This window comes from Pseudorhizobium tarimense (genome assembly GCF_022968135.1).
Lineage (GTDB): Bacteria > Pseudomonadota > Alphaproteobacteria > Rhizobiales > Rhizobiaceae > Neorhizobium > Neorhizobium tarimense.
The window spans coordinates 192,556-214,676 of the sequence record NZ_JALJRA010000001.1; the positions used below are offsets into that span (position 1 = coordinate 192,556).

Sequence of the window (22,121 nt, forward strand, 5' to 3'; positions counted from 1 at the left end):
GGCGCCAAAGTTTGGTGTCAGGCATTGTCTCCCTCCGTCCGGTGCCGGCCGATTGGCAGCATGATCGGACGGCCTGAGATGGGATCGGTGATGATGCGGCTTTGAAGGCCGAAGATTGTCCGCACCGTCTCTTCCGTCAGCACATCTTCGGGAGAACCGGCTATGTGAAGGCGGCCACTCGCCATAGCCAGGAGGTGATCTGCATAACGGGCGGCAAGATTAAGATCGTGCAGCACCATGACGATGGTGGTCGATCGCACCTGATTGAGATCGACCAACAGATCGAGAACCTCGATCTGGTGACTGATGTCGAGAAAAGTAGTCGGCTCATCGAGAAGGAGGATCTCGGTCTGCTGCGCGAGCGCCATGGCAATCCAGACGCGTTGGCGCTGTCCTCCGGAAAGCTCATCCATTGTTCGGTTAGCAAGTTGTGCCGTCTTCGTCGCGGCAAGCGCGCTCGCCACGGCCTCATCGTCCTTGGCCGTCCAGCTGGAGAACAGTCTCTGGTGGGGGTGGCGGCCTCGGCTGACGAGGTCGGCGACGGTGATGCCTTCAGGTGCGATCGGAGACTGCGGGAGCAGGCCCATGGTCTGGGCAAGCTGGCGGGACGGCATCCGGTGGATCGACTTCCCGTCGAGAAGCACATGTCCCTGATGCGGGGAAATCAGCCGGGACATTGTCCGCAGCAAGGTGGATTTTCCGCAGGCATTCGCGCCGACGATGACGGTGATGCGGCCGGGCGGCACTGCCAATTCCAGGCCGCGGAGGATTTCCGTCTCGCCATATCCGGCCGACAAACCGCTGACCCTAAGAGAACGGGCGCTCATAGTGATCCTCCGGTCCTGTTGAGGCGGACGATCAGAAAGATGAGATAGGGGGCACCGAGCGCTCCTGTGACGACGCCAACGGGGTAACGGCTCGGCAGGAGAAACTGACCCACGTAATCGCTCAGGAGCACCAGTGCGGCGCCGACAAGTGCGGCGGGCACTAGAACCGAGCCGTTGCCAGCCAAGAGACGGGCGGCGATCGAGCCGGACAGGAAGGCGGCGAAGGAAACGGGGCCGACAATCGCCGTGGCGACGGAGATCAGTCCGACGGCCGCCACCATGACGATAATTCGTGTTTGCGCGACGTCCGTTCCCAGCCCTGCGGCCGTGTCGTCGCCGAGGGTGAGCGTATCGAGGTCACGGCTGCGGCTGAGGAGCAGCCCGCCGAACACCACGAGTGCCACCAGAACCGGAACCGCCTGACTGAGCTGCGCGCTGTTGAGGCTGCCCGACAGCCAGCGGATCGCCTCCTGTAGGTTCCATGACGGCGCTTGGGTCAGAGTATAGGCGATGAAGCTCTCCAGCATTGCAGCCACGCCGATCCCAACGAGGATGATGCGGCTACCGGCAACTCCGTTGCGGAAGGACAGGCCGTAGATGGCGAGAGCCACAGCAATGCCTGCCAGCACGGCAAGAACCGAAACCAGAGGGCCATTCCATTGCAGCACGACGATCGCGAAGACCGCTGCGGCGCTGGCGCCCAAATTGATACCGATGATGTCGGGGCTTGCGAGCGGGTTGCGCAGCATCACCTGGAATGCGGCTCCCCCGAACCCGAAGCACAAACCGGTGAGCATGCCGAGCACGGCCCGCGGCAGGCGCAGCTGCCAAACGCTAAAGCTGACGCCAGGAACGTCCTCGCCAATAAGCACCCGAGCGAGCTCTGCGGGAGGCGTGAAACTCTGACCAAGCATCAGCGTCAGCAGGAAAAGTGCCGCGATCATCGCAAGCAGGATAGTCATCACCATCTGCCGGCGGCGTGCCCTGTTGCGGCGGCCTTCGAGCATCGAGCTCATGGATGCGGTCGTGGCGGTCATAGCTGCCGACTCCGCTGGTGCCTAACCATCCAGATGAAGAAGGGCGCCCCGATGAAGGCGGTCACAACGCCCACCTCCAGCTCGCTCGGCCGTGCGGCAATGCGTCCCACAACATCGGCGGCGACAAGAAGGCACGCTCCGCCGATGGTGGAAAATGGCAGCAGCCAGCGATGGTCCACGCCGACCAGCTGCCGGCAGAGATGTGGGACCACAAGCCCGACAAAGCCGATCGGTCCGCATACGGCGGTCGTGGCGCCGCACAGGAGGACGGCACCAAGAGCGGCGGTGGCGCGGGCAAGCGCAACACGCTCGCCGAGCCCAGCAGCCATTTCGTCCCCCAGCGCAAGGGAATTCAACCGGCGCGCCGACGATAGGCTGAGCAATAGTCCGGCGGCTAGGAAGGGTGCAGCCTCCAGGGTCGCATCGAATGTCGCCCCTCCGACACCCCCTACCCGCCAGGACTGGATGCCACCTGCGATGTCCGTCCGCGGAAGTATGACGGCAGTGACAAAGGAGGCAAAGGCAACGGAGGTTGCAACCCCCGCCAGCGCCAGCTTGAGCGGCGTTGCGCCGCCGCGGCCGAGCGAGCCTATGACATAAACGAAGACGGCCGACAGTGCGGCTCCGACGATCGCCGTCCAGATGTAGGCATCAGCGGATGTGACGCCGAACCAGGCGACGCCAACTACAACGGCGAGCGAGGCGCCGAGATTGACGCCGAGGATGCCGGGATCAGCCAGGGGATTGCGCGTTACACCCTGCATGACGGCGCCCGCAAGCCCAAGTGCAGAGCCCGCCAGGACCGCCAGCAGCGTACGTGGTATCCTGACCGCCACCGCGGCTTGTTCGATAGTTGCCACCTGTCCCCTTAGCGCCGATACAATATCAACCCAGCCCACCTGGCGAGTGCCTACAGCCACCGAGAGAAGACAAAGCGCAGCAAGCAGCGCAAGGGCCGCAGCCAGCCAGGCACGACGGCTGCGGTTCGACCTGCCCGCTCGGTCGCGGGGAAACTGCCCCTGCCGGAGAGCCAGCTTCATTCGGCTTTCTTCACGGCCTGCGCGAGCAGAGCAACGTAATCTTCCAGAACCCAGGAGATCGACAACGGCGTCGGATTGGCGGCGGTCCCAAGCGGATTGCGCCCGAGGAGGACGACGGAATCCTTGGCAACGGCCGGCATTCTCGAAAGCAGCGGGTTGGTCGCCATCGCATCATGCAGATCGGAACCGCCATAGGTGACGACGATGTCGACATCGTCAAAGGCATCGACGCGTTCGGCGCTGATGGAGCCGGAGAAGCGGCCATCCTTCGAAGCCTCGACGACGCTTTTCGGCGACTTCAGCCCGAGGTCCTCGAAGAATCTCACGCGCGCGTCGTGCGTTGTATAGAAGTTGACGATGCTGAGATCCCTGGGATCCAGATGGGTCACGAACATTGCCGACTTGCCATGCAGTTCGGGATGGCCCGCGACCACCTCAGCAATCTCGGCCTCAATGCGAGCGATCAAGGCATCGCCTTCCTTCGCCATCCCGAGCCCTGCACTGTTGAGCCGGATCATTTCGCGCCAGTCGGTGGACCAGGCGCTTTGCGGATAAGCGACCACCGGGGCAATCTGGCTCAGCGTGTCATAGTCACTTTGACTGAGGCCCGAATAGGCAGCCAGAATGACATCGGGCCTGGTCGCCGCAACGGCTTCGAAATCAATCCCATCGCCCTCGTCGAACAGCACCGGCGCTTCGCCACCCCGTCCTGTCAGCGTCTCTTCGACCCAGGGCAGCAGACCGTTTCCGTCGTCATCTCCGAAGTTTGCGGCGGCAAAACCGACGGGAACGATACCGAGTGCAAGCGGCACTTCATGGTTTGCCCACGCCACCGTCGCCACGCGCTGTGGCTTCTTCGTGATGATGGTCGTTCCGAAGGCGTGCTTGATCGTCACCGGATAGCCAGTCTCGTTTCCAGCCCAGCTTTCAGGGACAAGGCAGAGGCACACAAGGACCAACGAGGCAAAGGCGCGAACGCAGCGCAACATCGCGAGACATCCTCTCTAAGAACTTCAACTAACTTGAGTTCAAGTGTCAGGTTCATCCGGCTCCGTCAAGCGCAGGACCGCCTTCCCAATACGATGCGGCGAAGTTTCCGGAGATTCCTACAAATGCGGTGGAATTTACAATACTGGATAATGATGCTCAAGTTAATTGGCGGCAGGGGCGCAAGCGTTCAGCCGTTGCAGGAGCTTTAGGGGAAGAGACTGCGATTGATTGGCAAGGGCTGCGACCAATCAACCATCCGGTCGGGTCACCGACCTACATCAACAGTGTTCAGTTCCGGGTTCAAACATGACAATTGAGAGACGAGGCCGCAATCTTCGGGGGATCGGCACCAAGGGCTGGCAGGCGTTGCTGCTCAGTTGCACGGCGCTTGCCGCAATCTCTGCCACTTCCGCCATGGCGCAGGATGCCGGCAGTGTCGGTTCCGGCACTGAACTCGAGACGATCGTCATCGAGGGCAGCGGGAACGGCGCGGACAATGATGCACGCTCGATCGTGGCCACACAGGCGACGGGTACCGGGAAAATGCCCGCTCCGATCCTGACGACGCCGGCTTCTGTTTCGGTGATCACGTCGAAGGAACTCAAGGAGCGCGGCGCAGAGAGCGTCGAGCAGGCTGTTCAGTACACTGCGGGCGTGGTGACGGATTTCTACGGTTCTGACGATCGGTACGACTACTTCGATATCCGCGGCTTCACGCCTTATACATATCGTGACGGGCTCGCGATCGGCAGAACCTTTGGTGCGGCACGGGAAGAGCCTTACGCATTTGAGCGCATCGAAGTCCTGAAGGGGGCGAGTTCTGCGGGCTTCGGAGCAGCCGAGCCTGGCGGCTCCGTCAACTATGTTACAAAGCTGCCCAAGAGCGAACGTTTCGGCGAGGTTTACGGTACGGTCGGCTCCTTCGCTCACAAGGAGACCGGCTTCGACTTCGGCGACAACATCACCGAAGATGACACGCTTTCCTACCGCCTTACCGGGAAGTTTCAAGACGCAGACGCCGAATACGATTACTCTCAGAACGATGAGAAATTCATCATGGGTGGCCTGACGTGGCGCCCCACCGACTTGACCAGTCTCTCCTTCGTCTTCGACCATCTGAACACAGACGGCGTCCCGGGCAGCGGCGGACAGCCGATCGGCACAGACTTCGACAGGGATCGATTCTTCGGCGAGCCCGACTACTACTTCCGCACGACGAACCGCAACACCTACAGCATGATGTTTGATCATGACTTCGGCAACGGACTGAGCTTCGGCTCCAATGCCCGATATATGAAGTCCGGCGATACGTTCGGGAGTGCCTATCTCTCCAACACCCGCACCGATGGCTCCAGCATTTCCGACCGCTATTACTTCGGCAACGACAAGTCGAGCGAGCAGTTCGTTGTCGACGCGAACCTGATGTACGAGACGCAGTTCCACGAGGTGAAGAGCCGCACACTTGCAGGCATAGACTACAACAACTTCAACTCGCAGAACTTTGGCCTGTATATCCCTGTCGCTCCTCCCATCAATTGGCTAAATCCCGTCTATGCAGGCGGCCCGCCATCCACGGCCCCTAACTCTGGCACGCGCACCGATCAGACGACAAACGGTATCTATCTTCAGCAGGAACTGACATTCTCCGACAGGCTGACCGCAAGCCTTGGGCTGCGTAATGACTGGCTGGACCTGAGCGAAACGAACCTATTTACCGGAGTGACGACGGCTGGCGACTACAGCGAATTCACCAGCCGTTTCGGACTGAGCTACAAGATCACTGAGGAGCTTGCGGCATATGCGAGCTATGCCGAATCCGTTGCACCGCCGGGTGTGGGAAGTGAACCCACCACGGGCAAGCAATACGAGGTGGGCATCAAGTACCAGCCGGAAGCCTTTCCCGCGCTGTTCACTGCGTCTGTCTATGATCTAACCAAAGGCAACATCACGGTCTTCGACAGTGTCACCTATCTGCCGGACACGGTGGAGAAGGTACGACATCGAGGCATCGAGCTCGAAGCCAGAGCAGAAATAACGGACAATATCGGACTGATCGCGGCCTATAGCTACATCGACTCGAAGATCGATGAGCCTGGCGGAGCCAACAATGGGAACCGCCTCATGCGCGTTCCCGAGCATCTCGCGTCGATCTGGGGCACCTACACGCTGCCTGGCAACGGCGTCCGCGGCGACATGACCTTTGGCCTCGGAGCGCGCTACACCGACTCCTATTTCACCGACATCGCCAACACAATTTCCTCGGAAAGTGCAGTCGTATTCGATGCGTCCTTCACCTATGAAATCAGGGAGAACACGACGCTCCAGCTAAACGCCAGCAACCTTTTCGATGAAAAGCACGTAGCGAGCCAGGACAGCGGGGGCGTTTACTACAGCCCCGGCCGCGCCATTTACGCCACACTGCGCCAGACCTGGTAACTCCAATAACTCACCCCGGGAGGTAACGCGGGTGAGTTATACATCTAACGCGTCCTGTGCAGCCGGCGCCAGGCGGCGGGAGTTTCCCCCGCCACCTGGCGGAAGGCCTTGGTCAGATGCGCCTGGTCGGAAAAGCTGAGTTGAGCCGCAATGTCGGCGACACTCAGATCAGACTGCGACAACAGGTTCTTGGCGCGCTCGACCCGTGCTGCGAGTTGCCACTGCAGCGGTGTCTTTCCCGTGGTCTGCTTGAAGACGTTGGTGAACCAGCTCTCCGACAACCCGACAATCTCGGCCATCTCGGCCACACTTAAACGACCGTCGGTACGGCTGTTGAGGCACATGGTGAGCTTGTTGATCTGCGCCTGGGTCAGCCGCCCTGTGCCCGCTTCCGCGCTCTCTGCGGGAATATCCAGAAGCGCCGTGGCGATGCTTCCGGCAAGGTTCTCCGCATAGACGCCGTGCCGGGACGGCATCGACACCTCCCTGACGAGAAGGCCCGCGAGTATCTCCGCCCCCCCAAGATCCTGTATTTCCACGGGCCGGCGAATGATGGTGCGCGCGGCAGAACCGCCGACGGTCGGAGAAAGAAAACGCAACAACCGATCCTGGTGCAGATGCAAATCCAGATGAGAGAAGCTGTGCGCCGAGGTGAACTTCGTCCACAGAGGCACGCCAGCGGGAACGAAGACTGCCCGTGTCATCGGCCGACCGTGCGGCCCGGACACATCCTCCCGATTGGACATCCGTATCTGACACGACACGTCGTTGAAGAAGATCACGAAGCGAGGATCGGGCGACAGGTAGTATCCACGCGCACCGGCTTGCCCCTCGGCGTCCCAGTACACGCTCATCAGGCCTTCCAGACCCCGCCATCGTTCCGGTACAACGGGGCGAATGCCATCCGTGCAGCAGGTCATCGAGTGCTGATACGTCACTACGAGGGACTACCTCTACCGTTCGTTCAAAGCCTATCGTCAGGCCACCGGTGCCTCACTGCGGCGGCATCGCCTAACTAAGTCTACTGCCGTTATCATCTTTTCGCCCCCTCGCAAACACCTAATGGCCGTGCTCTCGTGCTGTCAGATGAGCGGAGGCCGCTGCCGAGATGGAACTATTGGCCCGATCTCGCGTCTGGCCAGGGACGACTTTGTCACAAGCCGTGTCAGAAGAAACCCCGGACACTTGGAGAACACGATGCGGGAAATCTGCCAGAGCTGTCTGAAAGCAAGCTTTCGCCCTGCGGTGTTCCTCGCCGGCCTTCTCCTCTGCGGTGCTACCTTGTCTCAGGAAGCCAATGCCGTTCGACCTGACGCGCCGCCCGTTGTAACCGTGGCGCGGGCGCAGCCACGGGAACTCCTTCGGCGCGTTCCGATCGCAGCGACACTCGTGCCGCGGGACGAAGTTCTCGTCTATCCGCGGATCAACGGCTATCGAGTGACCGAGCTTCTGGCGGAAGCGGGCGATCAGGTGGAGGCGGGGGAGGTCATCGCACGGCTCGAGGACCGCACGCTGCGTCTTGAACTGGCGCAGGCTGAAGCCGCGGAAGCACGTGCACGCGCAGCCGTCGAGCAGGCGACGAGCCAGGTGAGTTCGGCAGAGGCGGGCCTCGCGCGGGCGCAGAGTTCTCTTGAGCGGACCCGCCAGTTGCAGCAGCAGGGAACCGGGACGCAGGCGGCACTGGACGAGGCTGTCGCTGCGGAACTGACGGCGCAGGCGGAACTTCAGTCTGCGCAGAGCGGCGTGACCGTTGCCGAGGCCCAGTTGGAGGAGGCGCAGGCGAGGCTTGATGTGGCCCGGGAGAATCTGGGAAGTGCCGCCATCACCTCTCCGGTTGCCGGTACCATTTCGGCACGAAACGCACAGGTGGGCGCTATCGCCAGTGCGAGCGGCGACCCGCTGTTCCGGATCATCCAGCAAGGCACGGTAGAAGCACGTGCGGAGGTGATAGAGACCGATCTCGCTTTGCTTGAGGCCGGCGACCCGGCGGTCGTCGATGTTGCAGGGCTTGGACCGGTGGAGGGCGAAGTGCGGTTGATCGCCACGGAGGTCGACCCACAGACCCGGTTAGGTACGCTACGTATCAGCCTGAACCAGCAGGATGGGCTGCGGCCTGGCCTGTTTGCCGGTGGCTGGATCACCGTGGACCGCCGGCAGGCGATCGCCGTCCCCGCAGCCGCCATCATTTCCGATGCGGGGGGCTCTTACGTCCTCCGGGTCGAAGACGGCACGGTGGAACGCCGTGCAGTTGAGCCGGGCCTGGTCTGGCAGGACTGGCGCGAAGTGCGTGGCGGCCTCTCAGAGGGGGATGTGGTGATCGCGCGTGCTGGCCCGTTTTTCAACGACGGCGATGAAGTAAGGCCGCGCCCCATGGAAGAGGCCTCCGCCGGTGTTGCCGTGGGCCAGAACGAAGCGGGTGTCGAATGAACCTTTCGACCTGGGCAATCCGTAATCCGGTACCGCCGATCGCGCTCTTCCTCGTGCTGTGCATTCTCGGCTTCGTCAGCTTCTTTCGAATGCCGGTCACGCAAATGCCGAACGTCGATCTGCCCGTAGTGACGGCAACGATCGGTCTTCCAGGCGCCGCGCCGCCTGAGGTGGTGAGCCAGGTGGTGCAGCCTGTAGAGGCGGAGATGAATGACGTGCCGGGAGTTCGCCACCTGACCTCCACCGCGGATGACGGCGTTGCGAGCTTCACCGTCGAGTTTGCCGTGGGCACGGACACGGCCCGTGCCTTGCGGGATGTCGAAGATGCCGTCACAGCCGCCCGCTCGCAAATGCCTGACTCCATCACCGAACCGGTTGTGCAGAGACTGGATTTCAGCGGCGCTCCCATCCTCACCTATGCCGTCTCCGATCCGACGCGCTCGATTGAAGCGCTCTCCTCCTTCATCGATGACGTGGTTTCTCCGACGCTGCAGGCTGCAGGCGGCGTCGGGCGGGTCACTCGCATCGGAGGGGCAGAGCGTGAGATTTCGGTCGAGCTTGATCCGTCACGCCTTCTTGCGCTCGGCCTCACCATCGCAGAGGTCAATTCGCAGTTAAGAGCGAGCAATCTGGATCTCGGCGGCGGCCGGGGGGAACTCGCAGGTCAGGAGTATTCCATCCGTACGCTGGGTGGCGCCGGCAGTCTTGAGGCTTTGGCCGCTTTTCCGGTTCGCCTGTCCGCCGGCGGCACCGTCAGGCTGGACCAGCTAGGCACGATTGAAGACAGCGCGCCGGATCCGCGGAGCTTCGCCCTTTTCGGCGGCCAATCGGTCGTCGCCTTCGGCGTCTTCCGGGCGACAGGGGCCAGCGACCTTCGTGCCGCCGAGAATGCGAAGGAGCAGTTGGCGGACCTCACGGAGCTTTACCCCGACGTCAACTTTGCGCTGGTGGATGATGCCACGATCTACACCGAAGCAAACTTCGAGACGGCCATGGACACCCTTTACGAAGGCGCTTTCCTAGCCATCATCGTCGTCTTCTTCTTTCTTCGCAATTGGCGGGCAACGGTGGTGGCGCTTGTTGCTCTGCCGCTTTCGGCCATCCCGACATTCGCAGTGATGGACTTGCTCGGCTTTTCACTCAACACTTTAAGCCTGCTTGCCATCACATTGGTCGTCGGCGTCCTCGTCGACGATGCGATCGTAGAAATCGAAAACATCGTGCGGCACATCCACATGGGCACGCCAGCCTATGACGCCGCGGAAGAGGCCGCTACCGAGATCGGCACGACGGTCATCGCCATCAGCCTTACCATCGTCGCGGTATTCGCGCCCGTGGGTTTCATGGGTGGGATTGCCGGTCCCTTCTTCCGGCAGTTCGGCATGACGGTTGCAATCGCCGTTCTCTTCTCGCTCCTCGTCGCGCGTCTGATCACCCCGATGTTTGCAGCATATTTCCTCAAGAGCCGAAGCTTCGCCGGGGAGGAGGAAGACGGCGCCATCATGCGGTTCTACATGCGTTCTCTTGACTGGACGCTCAGGCACAAGGCGATCACGCTGGTTGCCGGACTTGGTGTCTTTAGCGGTTCTCTCTATTCCGCAACGCTGTTGCCAACGGAATTCGTGCCGCCAAGCGACACCGGACGCACTACTGTATCCGTCGAATTGCCCCCTGGCTCCGAACTGGAGGACGCCCGTGACGTGGCGCAGGAAGTCACCGCAGCCCTCACGGAAATTCCCGAGGTGCGGTCAATATTCGTTGAAGGTTCTTCTCCGACAGCGCTCAGGGTGCAGGTCAATTACGGTGAGCGCAGCGAGCGGGATCGCTCAGCCGACGAGATCGATGCGGAAATGGAGGCAAGGCTGGCGGATGTCGCGGATGTGCGCCTCTTCGTGCTGCCCGATAGCGGGGCGCGCGACGTCTCAGTAAACGTTTTGGGAGAAACAGAAAGCTCTGCCTCAGAAGCGGCCCGTATGCTCGCCATCAGGCTGAACGACCTGCCGCAGCTGCGCAAAGTCTCCACGGAAGCTGCACTGGCCCGGCCGGAAATCCAGATCATCCCGAGGCCGGACCGTGCCGCTGAGCTCGGAGTCAGCACCGCCTCCCTCGCCGAGACGATCAGGCTGGCGACTGCTGGAGACGCCGAGGCCAACCTGCCGCGTTTCAATGCAGGCGAAGATCAGGTGCCAATCCGCGTTCTGCTTGACGAGGAGGCGCGCAACAACCTTTCACAGCTTGCGGGGCTCCGCGTACCCTCCTCGTCCGGGCGACAGGTTCCCATCATTGCCGTGGCTGACGTGCGGCTTTCGACGGGGCCGAGCGTGATCGAACGCTACGACAGGAACTACCGGGTGACGGTGGAAGCCGATCTTGCCGAGGGTGTCGCACTGGGGCCCGCCATGGCCGCCGTCCAGCAGGCAGCGGATGCGCTGCAGATGCCGGAAGGCACCTCGATACAGGCAGCGGGCGATGCGGAAACGATGAACGAGATCTTTTCCAGCTTCGGCTTTGCGATGGGGGCTGGCATCTTGCTCGTCTATGTTGTCCTGGTCCTTCTGTTCGGCAGCTTCGTCACGCCCATCACCATTCTCCTTTCTTTGCCACTCGCCATCGGTGGTGCAATCTTCGCCCTCTATCTCTTCGGCTCCAGCATCGGGCTACCCGTCGTCATCGGCTTCCTGATGCTGATGGGCATCGTCACGAAGAATGCAATCATGCTGGTGGAATTTGCGCTTGAGGCGGCTCGCAATGGCGTGGATCTCGTTGCCGCCATCAAGGATGCGGGGCATAAGAGGGCCCGGCCGATCATCATGACAACGGTCGCGATGTCGGCTGGCATGGTGCCCTCGGCGCTCGCGTTTGGCACAGGAGGAGAGTTCAGAGCTCCGATGGCAATCGCCGTGATTGGTGGACTGCTGCTTTCAACGCTGCTCTCCCTGCTCTTCGTACCTTCGCTCTTCATTGCAATAGAGTGGGCGAAGCTCCAGCTGAGACGGCTGCTGGCATGGCTCCTGCCGATTGAAGGGAGCTCCGCCGGCCGATCGAAAGGGTAGTGTCAAAGCGTCCTGCCCAAGTGGGCTTCTACGGCCAGAACCATTTTGCTGTTGGCCCGCCAGAATTTCTCGCGCAGTGACAGCCACGTATAGCCGTGTCAGCCACCAGGCGCGGCCAGCGAGGAGATTTCTTTAGCCTCCCGCTGCCGCTTGTGACCATCTCGAACCTTTAGAAAACGTTTTAAGCCTGGAGCGGAACGAGCTTGCCGCTCTGGCGCTTGTAAACGCGTTCGACCACTCCCATTAAACCCACTTTGAATAGTTGCAGTTGCATAGTTCATTGGTGAGCCCGCCCGACCGTGTCAGCCGTTAGTCATGCATGATGTGTGCGCAAAGCGAGAGGTTTGACTGGGGCCGCCTGCACCGATCGATGCGCCGAGGATGCTCTTCAGCTCAGGCCCTTGCCGTTACCGCCTCAAGAGTGCGGCGGTTTTGGGCGTCCTGTTGAAAAGCTCTATGGTCACGACGGGCCCTTTTCTGCTCGTACATTGCAGTATCCGCGCGCTTGAGCAGCGTCTGCATGGGCTCGCTCTCTTCGCTCGTCGCCCAGCCCATCGACAGGCTGAGTGGCATCGCCGAATAGAACTGGTTGTTGATCTTGAGCAGTTCTAGGATTGCCTCTGCAGTCGCCACGACCGCCTGACGATCGGCACCGGGCATGAGGACAGCAAATTCGTCTCCGCCGATGCGGGCCGCCCGATTGGGTGGCGAAACGGCGCCGTTGAGGATCTCTCCCATTCGACGAAGAAGTGCATCACCGGCATCGTGACCAAGCCGGTCATTCGCCTCCTTAAGACCGTCAAGATCAAGGATAATCGCCGACACCGGGCGGAGGGTCTTGCGCTCCAGTCGGTTGAGCTCCTCCATGTAAAAGGCGCGATTGTGAAGCCGGGTTAGAACGTCGTGCTTTCCCAGATATTCGAGATAGGCCTCCGCCTTCTTCCGCGCCGTGATGTCGGTCAGCGCAACCTGAACAAGCGACCAGTCGTTCTCGTGGCCGGGGAAGACGCGAAACTGCAAAAGTACGTGGCGTTCCGAACCGTCCAGCGCGTAATTCAGCACTTCCCGCTGATGCACCAGGTCGCCGTTCCATAGGTCCATCAGCTGCTCGCGGAACTGCTTCTCCATTCCGTCCCGAAAGATGTCGCCCAGTTGCGAAAGGAGCTGCTGTCGATTGTCCGCCACGAAGAGGTCGAGCGTCGCCTGGTTGACGTCAATCACGCGGATCTCGCTCATGCACTGCCGAACGAATTCAGGATGGACATCCATGAAGACGCGGAAGTCCTCAATCCCGCGCCATCTCACGTCGTCGAGGAGCTTCTTGATGCCTGTGAAATCCTCCATCCAGAGGGACACGGGAGAATGGTCGAACATCGCCTGCGAATGGCGACGCTCAATGCGCTCCTGGCGCCGCGCTTCTTCTCGCTCCGTCACGTCCTCGGTTGTCAGAAGGATGCGGTCCAGCGACTGTTTATGACCGGGAAGGACGATGCCGCGCAGCTGGATATCGAGCCGACGCCCTGAGAGCGAGTAATTGATGGCGTTGCTTGAGAACTGGCTCTTTCCCTGCCATAGCTCGCAAAGCTCGTTGATGTGGCTCTCCAGCATTTCGTCGCGAAAGACACTCCCTAGGTTTGCGACGAGGTGATCCAGATCGCGCGCTTCGAACAGCTCCAGCGTCTTTCTGTTGACCTGAAGAACCTTGATTTGTTGGGAGCACATCGCCACGCGGCCGACATCCTGCCTGAGATAGGTGGCCAGATCTTCGATGCCCTCGGCACGCCACCGTGAAAACAAGGCAGCCACTCCGCTGAAATCTTCGATCCACATGGCGACCGGCGCCAGTTCGAATGTATCCAGGCTCTCGTTCAGGTCCATGATCGCTGCAATCCTCGGTATGGTCCACGGTGCTCGCACCACGCATACCGAGCATGATAAGGACGAAACGTAAACCAGTTCGTTTACAGCGCCGCACGCATGATCGCCCCCAACCGATCTGCGTTGTGCAAACGACCCGCTCCGTCCCAAGGGTGCTAGGTGTTGTTGTGCGTGAGCGCTATATCGGGAAGAACGACAGGTTCTTGCCTTTGGTGCGGTGTCGATGATGGGTGGAGTGATGAAGCGAGTGGGAGGCCGGGCAAGACTCGCTAATCCTCTGCAGCGGCCACGTCTCTTCTTCGACAGGTGTCCGGAGGTGATTTATGCGGTGGGTGACGTTCACGGCTGCTTCGACCTGCTTGTTCGGATGGAGGAGCAGATTGCGGAAAATGCCGCGCACCTACAGGGCGAAAGTGGATCGTCCTGCTGGGCGACTATGTCTGCCGGGGCCCTCGCAGCCGTGACGCCCTCGACCACCTGCTTCGGCCGCCGCCCGCGGGCTTCACCCGTTTATGCCTCGCCGGCGAACACGAGGAGCTGATGCTTTCCTACCTGCCCGAACCGGAGCCTAACCATTCCTGGCTGCAGCTCGACGGACGGGAAACGCTGATGTCATACGGCATCAACGCGATTACGGCCGACAGCTGATGCGCACTGTGCTTAAAGGACGGCATGACTGCCGGCCATGTAGAATTTCTAAAAAGCGCGCCGTCGCTCCTCTCGGTCCCGGACTTCGTCTTCGTCCACGGCGGGCTTCGGCAGGGAGTACCGCTGGAGCGGCAGTCTGAAGACGATTTACTCTGGCTCCGTCCCCAGGAAGGTGAAGCGCCCGCTTCGACTGACTTCCTGCTCGTGCACGGCCACACGCCGGTCCCTTCAAATAGAGGTCGGGTCGGGCCGGATCAACGTGGATACCCGTGCCTACAAGAGTGGCATCTTATCCTGCGTCAGGATCAACAGGGATGGCAGGGTCGCGCGCTTCGCTCTTCGCTGAGTGCGCTCCCCACAAGATCCACGATCACGCTTCGTAGTATGATATGTACCTCTCGCGGAACTGCTCCGGCGTTCCCGGCTCCGCATAGCGGTGAAGCTGGGACATGTCGGTGTTGTTGAGCACCGTGCCGATCAGCTTGGACGCAATTTGCGGCTCGGCGGAAAGCACGTTCTGCACCGTCTTTACCGGCGTCGCACCCCATTGAGTGACGAAGATGAAGCCGTCCACCTGCGGTTCCAGCGCTTTTGCATCGATGACAGGCACAAGAGGAGCAAGGTCGATGACGATGACGTCGAATGTATCTCGCGCACTGTCCAGGAAGCGTGCCATCCCGGGCGATGACAGGAGCTCGCTGGTGTGTGCCAGCTTCCTGGCATTGCTCGCGATCGGCAGAATGGCAAGCTTCGACCGGCGATCGACGCGAACCGCCTGCGCCCATTCTGCCTCCTGCAATACGACTTCGACCAGGCCGATCTGAGGCTCGGCGGAGAGCATCTTGCTGAGGCCCGGATTGCGCATGTCGGCATCGACGACGAGGGTCCTGACGCCGCTTGCCGCCAGCACGCCGGCGAAGTTTGCCGCAACCGTCGACTTACCTTCGCCCGGCAGGCAGGAGACGACGCCGATGACCCTCGGCTTCTTTCCCTGCAGGACGACGTCGCAGGCCAGCCGCGTGTTCCTCAGCGTCTCGGCGAAGCTCGACCGCGGAGCGTCCACGGCGTAGCGCATCATCTGTCGGAAATCGATGGCCTCCCCCTCGAGTGCCTGCTGCGGCTCGTTTCCGGCAAGTGCTTCCAAAGGCAGCTTCTTGCTCATGATGTGCGGCAGGTACCCCAGGAAGCGCAGGCCGAGCTTGGACTGCACGTCTTCGCCTGTCCGGAAGTATCGCTCGCGCATTTCGAGGAAGCCGGCGAGGCCACCGCCCACCATCAGGCCGAGGACAATCGAAAGCACCATCGTCATCGTCTTCTTTGGGCTCGATGGCGCGGTGGGAACACCGGCCTCCGAGATGACCCGGGCCTTCGCAATGGGGAAGGACTGAAGCTGCGAGGCGCGCTCGAAACGGGTGAGATAGGACTGATATAGCGTCTTCAGCGCAGCCGCCTTCTGCTCGAGCTCTGCCAGCTGCACCATGGAGACGTTGGCTTCGGAATTTGTGCCAGAGACCTGTTCGATGCTTTGGCGCAGCGACTTCTCCCGCGAGCTTGCGACCTCGAACTCGTTGCGGAAGCTGCTCGTCAGCTGCTCGAGCTCACGATAAATCTGCTGGGCAAGATCCTCCTTCTCGGCGTTCAAGGCGACAGCCTGCTGATGGTCGGCACCGAACTGCTGAACGATCGCCTGCTGGCGTTCGCTGGCTGCAAGATATCTCTTCCGGAGGTCCTGCAGGATTGAATTGTCGGTTTCCCGGGTGGAGACGACGGCATTGTTGACGGCAGCCTCGGGTCCCTGATCAATGATCGCCCTGTATTGCTCGTAGCGTGCCGATGCCGTGGCAGCGTCGGCCTGCGCGATGATGAGCTGGCTGTTGAGGTCAGCCAGCTGCTGTGTCGACAGCAGCTCTCCGCGAGGTGATACCAGTCCGTGCTCGATCTTGTATTGCTCGACCGCCAGGGACGCTTGCTGAGCGCGCGCGTTCAGGTCGTTCAGCCGCTCCTGAAGCCAGACCGACGCCTTCTCGCTCGCGTCGAAATTGGCATTCAGCTGTTCTTCGATATAGGCGTTCGCATAGGTCTTCGCGATCCTTGCCGACAGCTGCGGATCGGGAGACACGACTGCAAGCGCGATGACGGAGCTGCGGCCGACCCTGTTGACGTTCAGGGACTGCTGAAGGACCGCAGCCGCCTTCTCGCGTCGGCCACTGCGCATGGCCTCTTCCGATGCCGGCGGTTCTGCAGGCCGCAGCGCGAATACGACATTCTTGATCGTGCTCTTCACGATATCGAGCGGAGAGCGCGGCGGGTCGACAATCAGGTCGTTGTCGGAGAGTTCCGCATCGTCGACGACCCGAAGGGCGAGAGCCTTGGACTTGAGGATTTCGACCGCGCTCGACATCCGGTTGTCGATCTGCTGCGCGCTCTGGACCTCATCCTGCTCTTCAGCGAACCGCGAGAGGTTCTCGTCGATGAGGATCTGGGTCATCGCCGTATAGGTCGGCTGGGCGGCAAAGAGATAGATGCTTGCGAGGATCATCGCGGCGACGACGCAGGCGATGATGATGCCCAATCTGCGCATTACGGCAGTCCAGAGCTTGTCCAGATCGATGAAGCTATCGCTGTCCTGCTCGTTATCCCTGAACATCGACCGGGATCGGAAACTCATCTGTTCCATGTCGGTCACCTTAATTTCCTGCTCATGTGCCCCAAGAAGGTGGCATCTCTTGTCTCTTGCCTTAAGGACGTTTCCTGCCCTTTCGACCTCTGATCTGTCTGTCGGCCGCTGAAAGCAATTCGCCGGCACCGCGTCCGGCGGCTCATCCAGGCTGGCGAACCCTACGCTTGCGACCACCGGACCGCCCCAGCACATCAGACGACCGGTCGAGGAGACGCTGGACGCGAACCGCGATCGGCATCCGCAGGTGTCGCAGCGCCGCCGGATGGGCAATAGCCGCGCGAATGACGCCGCCCGGCGAGCGCGCCTTGATGGCATCGACCACTGTAAGGAACGTGTGGGCTTCGATCAGGCTGCGCGTCCGACGGTACTGCGCCGCCAGAACACTCCCCTTCAACGGAAAACGAGCTTGGAAATCGCAATCGCCTGCGAGCATGGCATCCACGTGGCGAAGCTCCAGCACGCGGGATATCGACTCCTGCCTCAGGTGATAGATGTAGCCTGCAGAGGGTTCGACCGCACAACGTCCGCCGCTCGCCAGCGCCGACGCCATCATGATGTAGTCTTCGCCGATCCTCAGCTCCTCGCCGAAAACCAGATCATGGCGCAGCAGAAAGTCCCGGCGGAACATCGGCTTCATGTAGCCAAAGTTGAAGGTATCGCGGAAAATCACGTTGGAATCGATGTATTCGGCGAGCGTGATCTCCGTTCGCCGAGCCAGTTCTTCGGTCGTGAACATCTGCGTCGCGTTGCCGCCGCCCATGGGGATCACTTCCAGGTTGTCGACGACGATATCGGCTCCCATCGAGCGGGCGCGCTCGATCATCGCGGATGATCGTTGCGGCCTTACCTCGTCATCGGCGTCCAGCACCGCAATCCAAGCTCCCGATGCAGCGGCGATCCCTGTATTGCGTGCCCTTCCCGGCCCGCCATTCTCAGCCTGCCTGATCACCTTCACGCGCCCGTCGTCGAACCCGGTCGCGATGGCAGAAGTGGAGTCGGTGGAGCAGTCGTCGACGACGACCACTTCGACGGCGACCGAGGTCTGCGCCAAGGCGCTATCGATTGATCGAGCAAGGGTGTCTTCCGCGTTATAGGCGGCAATTACGAATGTGACGTCCGGCTGTTGCGACGCGTCGCTCATGAGGCCTCCACCAGTCCATATTGGCGAATTTCGCGCACTCCCAGCAGGCCGGTGACAGCACCGGCATGAAGGACTGCGCGCAAGATGAATTTGTTGCGGCGTATCGGCATGGCTGCCGTCGCCAGCGCTGCGACAGCGCAATAGGTCGACTTCGCCAGCGCAAGCCCCGCCTGCGGCACGCGGCCGCCCCGTGCATTCTTGCTGGCAAGGATGCGGCCATGGGTTTGGCCAGAACGGAAGCGGCGCTTGCACAACCAGGTGAAACAGGTCCGGGCGGCGGGCACCGGCTCTCGCAGAAGTGCTTTCGGCGCAAAGGCGATGGAGCCGCCGTCGTCCGTCATGGCAGAAAAGAACTGCGTATCCTCGCCACCACTTTGTCCAAGCGCCAGGCTGAACCGACGTCCCGCAACATGGGGCGAGCGCATGTCGAGGATGACGTTGCAGGTATAGCCCGTCTTGATCGTCCCCGAGACCCAGACCGGCCTCGTCGAATGCAGATCCCCGTTTCGCATCCATTCGGGCGCCGTGTCGTCATAGACGGCTTCGACAGGACCCAGCACCGCGTCCGCGCCGGTGGTACGGATGGTCTCGTAGAGCTCCTGCAACCACCCCCGAGTGGCCACTTCGTCGTCATCGATGAAAGCAAGATAGTCCGCCTTGCAGGCAGCCAGGCATGCGTTTCGGGCGAGCGAAATGTTCGATTGCGGGCAATGGACGTATTCGATCTCGTAGGGCGCCTCCGCCCGCATTGCATCGACCAAAGCATGCGCATTGGGCTCTGCCTCGTTGTCGGCGACGATCAGCCGGATGTTCAACCCGGGCGGAGGCGTCAGCTCGAAAAGAGAAATCAGCGTGTCACGAAGCGCGGGGCGCCGGAAGGTACAAACGGCAATGTCTACCGAAACGGGTGCGTGGGTCATGCCAGTCACTGAGCGACCCTCCTTCGTCCAATCCGCAAAAGCTCCGACCAGAATCCCGCCGACCAGGCAAAGTGCATGATCATTGCCGAAACCGCTGCCATCGGGCCGTATGGATTCTTCTGCGAAACCGCGATCCAGAAGCCATAGGCGACGCACAAGCCTGCCCACAGGACGAATGGCACAGCCGCGATCCAATGCAGGAATGCCAGCAATGCCCCGACGAAGACGGGAACCACAGCCAGCGGAAGAGCCTGCCGAAGCTTGGGCACCATCCGGTGCTTCAGCATGTTTCTCGCCCTGCCCCGTCCATAGCCGAGGTACTGACGGTAAAGGGACCAAGCCGTGGACCGCGGGTAATAGGTCATGAATGTTTCACCCGTCATCCAGATTCTGAAGCCAGCTATCGCAAGGCGGTAATCGAGCTCGGCATCCTCGTTGTGGCTGAAGCTCTCGTCATAGCCGCCGACGGCACGAAAGGCCGAGATGCGCATCAGCGCATGGTGGCCGTGATCCACCCAATGGCCGCCTCCACCGTCGCGGTGCTTGGAGCCTCCGTTGCCGAGCTTGGAATTTTGGGCGACAGCCGTTGCTCGCTGGAAGAAACCAAATCCGACCGTCTTCATGCCGACCACGACGGAATCGGCTTGTCGTGCGACGGCTTCTCCCAACAGAACCTGGCAATAGTCTGGCGGGTAATCCCCGTGGGCATCGACGCGGATCAGAAATTCGCAGTTGTCGCCGAAGTGCTCCACCGCGAGATTGACGCCGGGGGCCTGAAGGCGCTTTGGATTATGGAGAAAGCGAACATCAGGAAATTCCCCTGTTACGTCCTCGACGATCTGCCTGGTCCCATCGGTGCTGCCTCCGTCGACAACGACGATCGGCATACTCCGGTCGCCACGTCCTTGGACAAGCTGGCGCAAGAGCCGCTCAATGTTCGCTTCCTCATTGAGGCAGGGGATCGCGATCAAGGCATCGTGCTGTTTCATTGCCTCACCCGTCATGGTGTGCCTCCGGACTGCAGCGGTGACTGAAGGGGACGCGCAGATGGCTGGGTGCTGCCGTACAGGCCCGACAGGCGCTGAACCAGTGCCCGACTCTCCTCGGGGCCGCTGACCCAGCTCGAGGGGTCGATCATCGCCATACGCTGGGAGAATTCGCTGTATTCGCTCGCGTTCATCTCGTCGAAGATTGCCGCCAGTTCCTCAGGCGCTGCGGTCTTCAGGGTGAGTCCGATCGATTTGCGCTGCAGGAAGCGACCCGTTTCCGTCGAGCAGAGCGCAATGGGGACTGCTCCATAGAGCGAACCCTCGTACAGGCGGTTCGGCAGCAGCCAGTCCGAATTCAGGCCCTCTTCGAAGAAGTCGATCGCCCAGGTGAAATGGACGTTGCGATAGATTTCGGCCAGGTCTTCCGGGTTGCGGTAGGGGCCAGCGAAGTGGACGTGGGGCGCTTCCCTGACCAGCCTATCGAAGTCTTCGAACTCGCTGTAGGCAGGTCGGCCGCGAAGCACGATTTCGATTTTCCCCTCCATCTGCCGCGCGAAATCGGTCAGGATCTGCAGGGACTTTCTGCAGCGGAGCGCGCCGAACCAACCGATGCGCCAAGGTTCCCCCGCAGACGGAGGGGCAGGGCGCGGTTGACCGGTGCGAAGGCGACCACCAAGATTGAGCACCTTGTTTTCCAAAAGCAGGGTCGGAAGATCGAGCCGGGACCGCTTCTCGAAGTAGTTCTCGATGAATGCAGGCGAGCTCGTCAGGATGAGGCTGGCGTTTCGGCCGAAATAGCCCTCTGCTGTCCGCAGCATCCGTCCCTTGCTGCCGTTATCGAGAAGCAGGCGGTGGATATCCAGGCACTCGTAGACGATCGGTGTCTCGCCGCCGAACAGGTTCGACGCCCGGCCCGCCAGCGCGAGCATTTCGAGATTTCGAGCCAGGATAACGTCTGGTCTTGTGACGTCTGCAAGCTTGCGCTTCAGCGTCACCGATGCCGACAAGACTGCGGCCACGCGTTGGCCCATGCGAGCATCTGCTGTTCGTCCGAGAACAATAATGCGCACCTCGGGGTCATCCGCGAGCATATTACCGGCACGCTGGAAGCCTGCCACGGTGACGCGTGCTCCGCCCGCCTTCAACATCAGCACGCGGCGACGCACAGCGGCGTCGCTCAGGTCATGTGCAAGGTAGAGAACATCAGTCATACAGCCTGTCTCCTTCGCTTACTCTCGCCCGGCTTTTGCTGGCGGCTCAGTCCAGCTTGCAAAGGAGCGACTCCGGAAACTGGCAAACATCGCCTTGAGCCGTGAAGGCGACGCGCTCGACCTCCATCGTCCGCGGCCCTTCGTAAGAGAAGGGACCCATCCAGTTCTTCAAGTTGTCGGAGCCCCAGAAGCTGAGAAAGATCTTCTGCGGGTTTGACGGTATCTTGGAGGCATCCGTGACTTCGTGAACAAGCTCGCCATTCACGAAATAGCGCAGCCGCCCTTCCTCCCACATGAAGGCAAAGTCGTTGAAGACTTCATCTGCGCTCTCCTCCAGGCTGACGAGCTTTTCGTTGCCGCCCTTGCCCGAGACATATTGATTGAGCTGCACCTGATCGAGGTTCTTGCCGAGCACCTCGAAATCGATCTCGTCGTGCGGCTTCTTGTCGGTGGGCCCGATATAGGTAAAGAAGGCGGAATTGCGTCCGGATCCCTCTCCCGCCTTCATCCGAACCTCATAGGTGCCGTGGCCATAGCGTGCGCGGGTCTGGATCTCGCCACAAGCGAACTTGCGATCGCCAGCCTCGGCTGCTTCGAACCCCAGCTGCAGGGTGCCGTTCTCGATCTGCACCTGCCGTTTCGACCAGGTGCAATTCTGGTGGGAGCCATTGCTCCAGCCATCGGAGACATACCAGCGGGAGGTGTCGAGCCGATCGAACTCCTCTACGAAGGATCCACCTCCGGTGCCGGTCTGAGCAACGGCACTAGAGCCGGATGCAATCAGAGCCAGTGCGATCAAGGGGGCGGTAAGCGTGTGCTTTGCAGCGGGGGACGTTGTCTTCAT

15 protein-coding genes are annotated in these 22,121 nt (G+C 61.1%); 3 read left to right on the plus strand and 12 right to left on the minus strand.

The window, feature by feature from the left end:
* Positions 1-17: 17 nt before the first annotated feature.
* Genes MUU54_RS01050 through MUU54_RS01065 form a run of 4 tightly spaced genes read right to left on the minus strand, consistent with a single transcriptional unit; the run spans position 18 to position 3,893 of the window.
* On the minus strand, positions 18-827 hold the full coding sequence (locus MUU54_RS01050; RefSeq protein ID WP_247242159.1) for an ABC transporter ATP-binding protein: 810 nt from the start codon (positions 825-827) through the stop codon (positions 18-20).
* The gene (locus MUU54_RS01055; protein ID WP_247242160.1) at positions 824-1,864 is read right to left on the minus strand and encodes a FecCD family ABC transporter permease; all 1,041 of its coding nucleotides are present in this window, start codon (positions 1,862-1,864) and stop codon (positions 824-826) included. Before MUU54_RS01055 ends, MUU54_RS01050 begins: the two co-directional genes overlap by 4 nt.
* The gene (locus tag MUU54_RS01060; RefSeq protein ID WP_247242161.1) at positions 1,861-2,904 is read right to left on the minus strand and encodes a FecCD family ABC transporter permease; all 1,044 of its coding nucleotides are present in this window, start codon (positions 2,902-2,904) and stop codon (positions 1,861-1,863) included. Before MUU54_RS01060 ends, MUU54_RS01055 begins: the two co-directional genes overlap by 4 nt.
* Positions 2,901-3,893: an iron-siderophore ABC transporter substrate-binding protein gene (locus MUU54_RS01065; RefSeq protein ID WP_247242162.1), complete on the minus strand. Its 993-nt coding sequence runs from the start codon at positions 3,891-3,893 to the stop codon at positions 2,901-2,903. Before MUU54_RS01065 ends, MUU54_RS01060 begins: the two co-directional genes overlap by 4 nt.
* Before the next feature lie 307 nt (positions 3,894-4,200).
* On the opposite strand from MUU54_RS01065, the gene MUU54_RS01070 reads away from it, so the two are divergent.
* Positions 4,201-6,330 carry a TonB-dependent siderophore receptor gene (locus tag MUU54_RS01070; RefSeq protein ID WP_247242163.1) on the plus strand — a complete coding sequence of 710 codons (2,130 nt, stop codon included), beginning with the start codon at positions 4,201-4,203 and terminating at the stop codon, positions 6,328-6,330.
* A gap of 44 nt (positions 6,331-6,374) precedes the next feature.
* Here MUU54_RS01070 and MUU54_RS01075 read toward each other — a convergent pair whose 3' ends face one another.
* On the minus strand, positions 6,375-7,268 hold the full coding sequence (locus MUU54_RS01075) for a helix-turn-helix domain-containing protein (protein ID WP_247242164.1): 894 nt from the start codon (positions 7,266-7,268) through the stop codon (positions 6,375-6,377).
* Between the two features lie 259 nt (positions 7,269-7,527).
* Between MUU54_RS01075 and MUU54_RS01080 the strand changes: the two genes are divergently transcribed.
* Both MUU54_RS01080 and MUU54_RS01085 read left to right on the plus strand, forming a co-directional pair.
* Positions 7,528-8,757: an efflux RND transporter periplasmic adaptor subunit gene (locus MUU54_RS01080; protein WP_247242165.1), complete on the plus strand. Its 1,230-nt coding sequence runs from the start codon at positions 7,528-7,530 to the stop codon at positions 8,755-8,757.
* Positions 8,754-11,810, plus strand: coding sequence for an efflux RND transporter permease subunit (locus MUU54_RS01085; RefSeq protein WP_247242166.1), 3,057 nt, complete (start codon positions 8,754-8,756; stop codon positions 11,808-11,810). The genes MUU54_RS01080 and MUU54_RS01085 overlap by 4 nt, the downstream gene beginning before the upstream one ends.
* A gap of 393 nt (positions 11,811-12,203) precedes the next feature.
* Here MUU54_RS01085 and MUU54_RS01090 read toward each other — a convergent pair whose 3' ends face one another.
* The 7 genes from MUU54_RS01090 to exoK form a co-directional block, all read right to left on the minus strand.
* Positions 12,204-13,688, minus strand: coding sequence for a sensor domain-containing diguanylate cyclase (locus MUU54_RS01090; protein ID WP_247242167.1), 1,485 nt, complete (start codon positions 13,686-13,688; stop codon positions 12,204-12,206).
* A 1,018-nt stretch (positions 13,689-14,706) separates the two neighbouring features.
* The gene (locus MUU54_RS01095; RefSeq protein ID WP_247242393.1) at positions 14,707-17,013 is read right to left on the minus strand and encodes a polysaccharide biosynthesis tyrosine autokinase; all 2,307 of its coding nucleotides are present in this window, start codon (positions 17,011-17,013) and stop codon (positions 14,707-14,709) included.
* Positions 17,014-17,155: 142 nt separating this feature from the next.
* Entirely contained in the window at positions 17,156-18,157 is a 1,002-nt protein-coding gene (locus tag MUU54_RS01100) for a glycosyltransferase family 2 protein (RefSeq protein ID WP_247242168.1), read from the minus strand.
* Entirely contained in the window at positions 18,154-19,077 is a 924-nt protein-coding gene (locus MUU54_RS01105) for a glycosyltransferase family 2 protein (RefSeq protein WP_247242394.1), read from the minus strand. The genes MUU54_RS01100 and MUU54_RS01105 overlap by 4 nt, the downstream gene beginning before the upstream one ends.
* A gap of 5 nt (positions 19,078-19,082) precedes the next feature.
* The gene (locus MUU54_RS01110) at positions 19,083-20,081 is read right to left on the minus strand and encodes a glycosyltransferase family 2 protein (protein WP_247242169.1); all 999 of its coding nucleotides are present in this window, start codon (positions 20,079-20,081) and stop codon (positions 19,083-19,085) included.
* On the minus strand, positions 20,078-21,277 hold the full coding sequence (locus MUU54_RS01115; RefSeq protein ID WP_247242170.1) for a glycosyltransferase family protein: 1,200 nt from the start codon (positions 21,275-21,277) through the stop codon (positions 20,078-20,080). The genes MUU54_RS01110 and MUU54_RS01115 overlap by 4 nt, the downstream gene beginning before the upstream one ends.
* Positions 21,278-21,323: 46 nt before the next feature.
* Positions 21,324-22,121 (minus strand): endo-1,3-1,4-beta-glycanase ExoK, encoded by a 798-nt coding sequence (exoK, locus tag MUU54_RS01120; protein ID WP_247242171.1) that lies wholly within the window; start codon positions 22,119-22,121, stop codon positions 21,324-21,326.

Coding starts and splice junctions, on each gene's coding strand:
- MUU54_RS01050 (WP_247242159.1), bottom strand. CDS start 827: ATGAGCGCCCGTTCTCTTAGGGTCAGCGGTTTGTCGGCCGGATATGGC.
- MUU54_RS01100 (WP_247242168.1), bottom strand. CDS start 18,157: ATGAGCGACGCGTCGCAACAGCCGGACGTCACATTCGTAATTGCCGCC.
- MUU54_RS01065 (WP_247242162.1), bottom strand. CDS start 3,893: ATGTTGCGCTGCGTTCGCGCCTTTGCCTCGTTGGTCCTTGTGTGCCTC.
- MUU54_RS01090 (WP_247242167.1), bottom strand. CDS start 13,688: ATGGACCTGAACGAGAGCCTGGATACATTCGAACTGGCGCCGGTCGCC.
- MUU54_RS01080 (WP_247242165.1), top strand. CDS start 7,528: ATGCGGGAAATCTGCCAGAGCTGTCTGAAAGCAAGCTTTCGCCCTGCG.
- exoK (WP_247242171.1), bottom strand. CDS start 22,121: ATGAAGACAACGTCCCCCGCTGCAAAGCACACGCTTACCGCCCCCTTG.
- MUU54_RS01070 (WP_247242163.1), top strand. CDS start 4,201: ATGACAATTGAGAGACGAGGCCGCAATCTTCGGGGGATCGGCACCAAG.
- MUU54_RS01115 (WP_247242170.1), bottom strand. CDS start 21,277: ATGACTGATGTTCTCTACCTTGCACATGACCTGAGCGACGCCGCTGTG.
- MUU54_RS01110 (WP_247242169.1), bottom strand. CDS start 20,081: ATGACGGGTGAGGCAATGAAACAGCACGATGCCTTGATCGCGATCCCC.
- MUU54_RS01085 (WP_247242166.1), top strand. CDS start 8,754: ATGAACCTTTCGACCTGGGCAATCCGTAATCCGGTACCGCCGATCGCG.
- MUU54_RS01060 (WP_247242161.1), bottom strand. CDS start 2,904: ATGAAGCTGGCTCTCCGGCAGGGGCAGTTTCCCCGCGACCGAGCGGGC.
- MUU54_RS01055 (WP_247242160.1), bottom strand. CDS start 1,864: ATGACCGCCACGACCGCATCCATGAGCTCGATGCTCGAAGGCCGCCGC.
- MUU54_RS01105 (WP_247242394.1), bottom strand. CDS start 19,077: ATGACCCACGCACCCGTTTCGGTAGACATTGCCGTTTGTACCTTCCGG.
- MUU54_RS01095 (WP_247242393.1), bottom strand. CDS start 17,013: ATGGAACAGATGAGTTTCCGATCCCGGTCGATGTTCAGGGATAACGAG.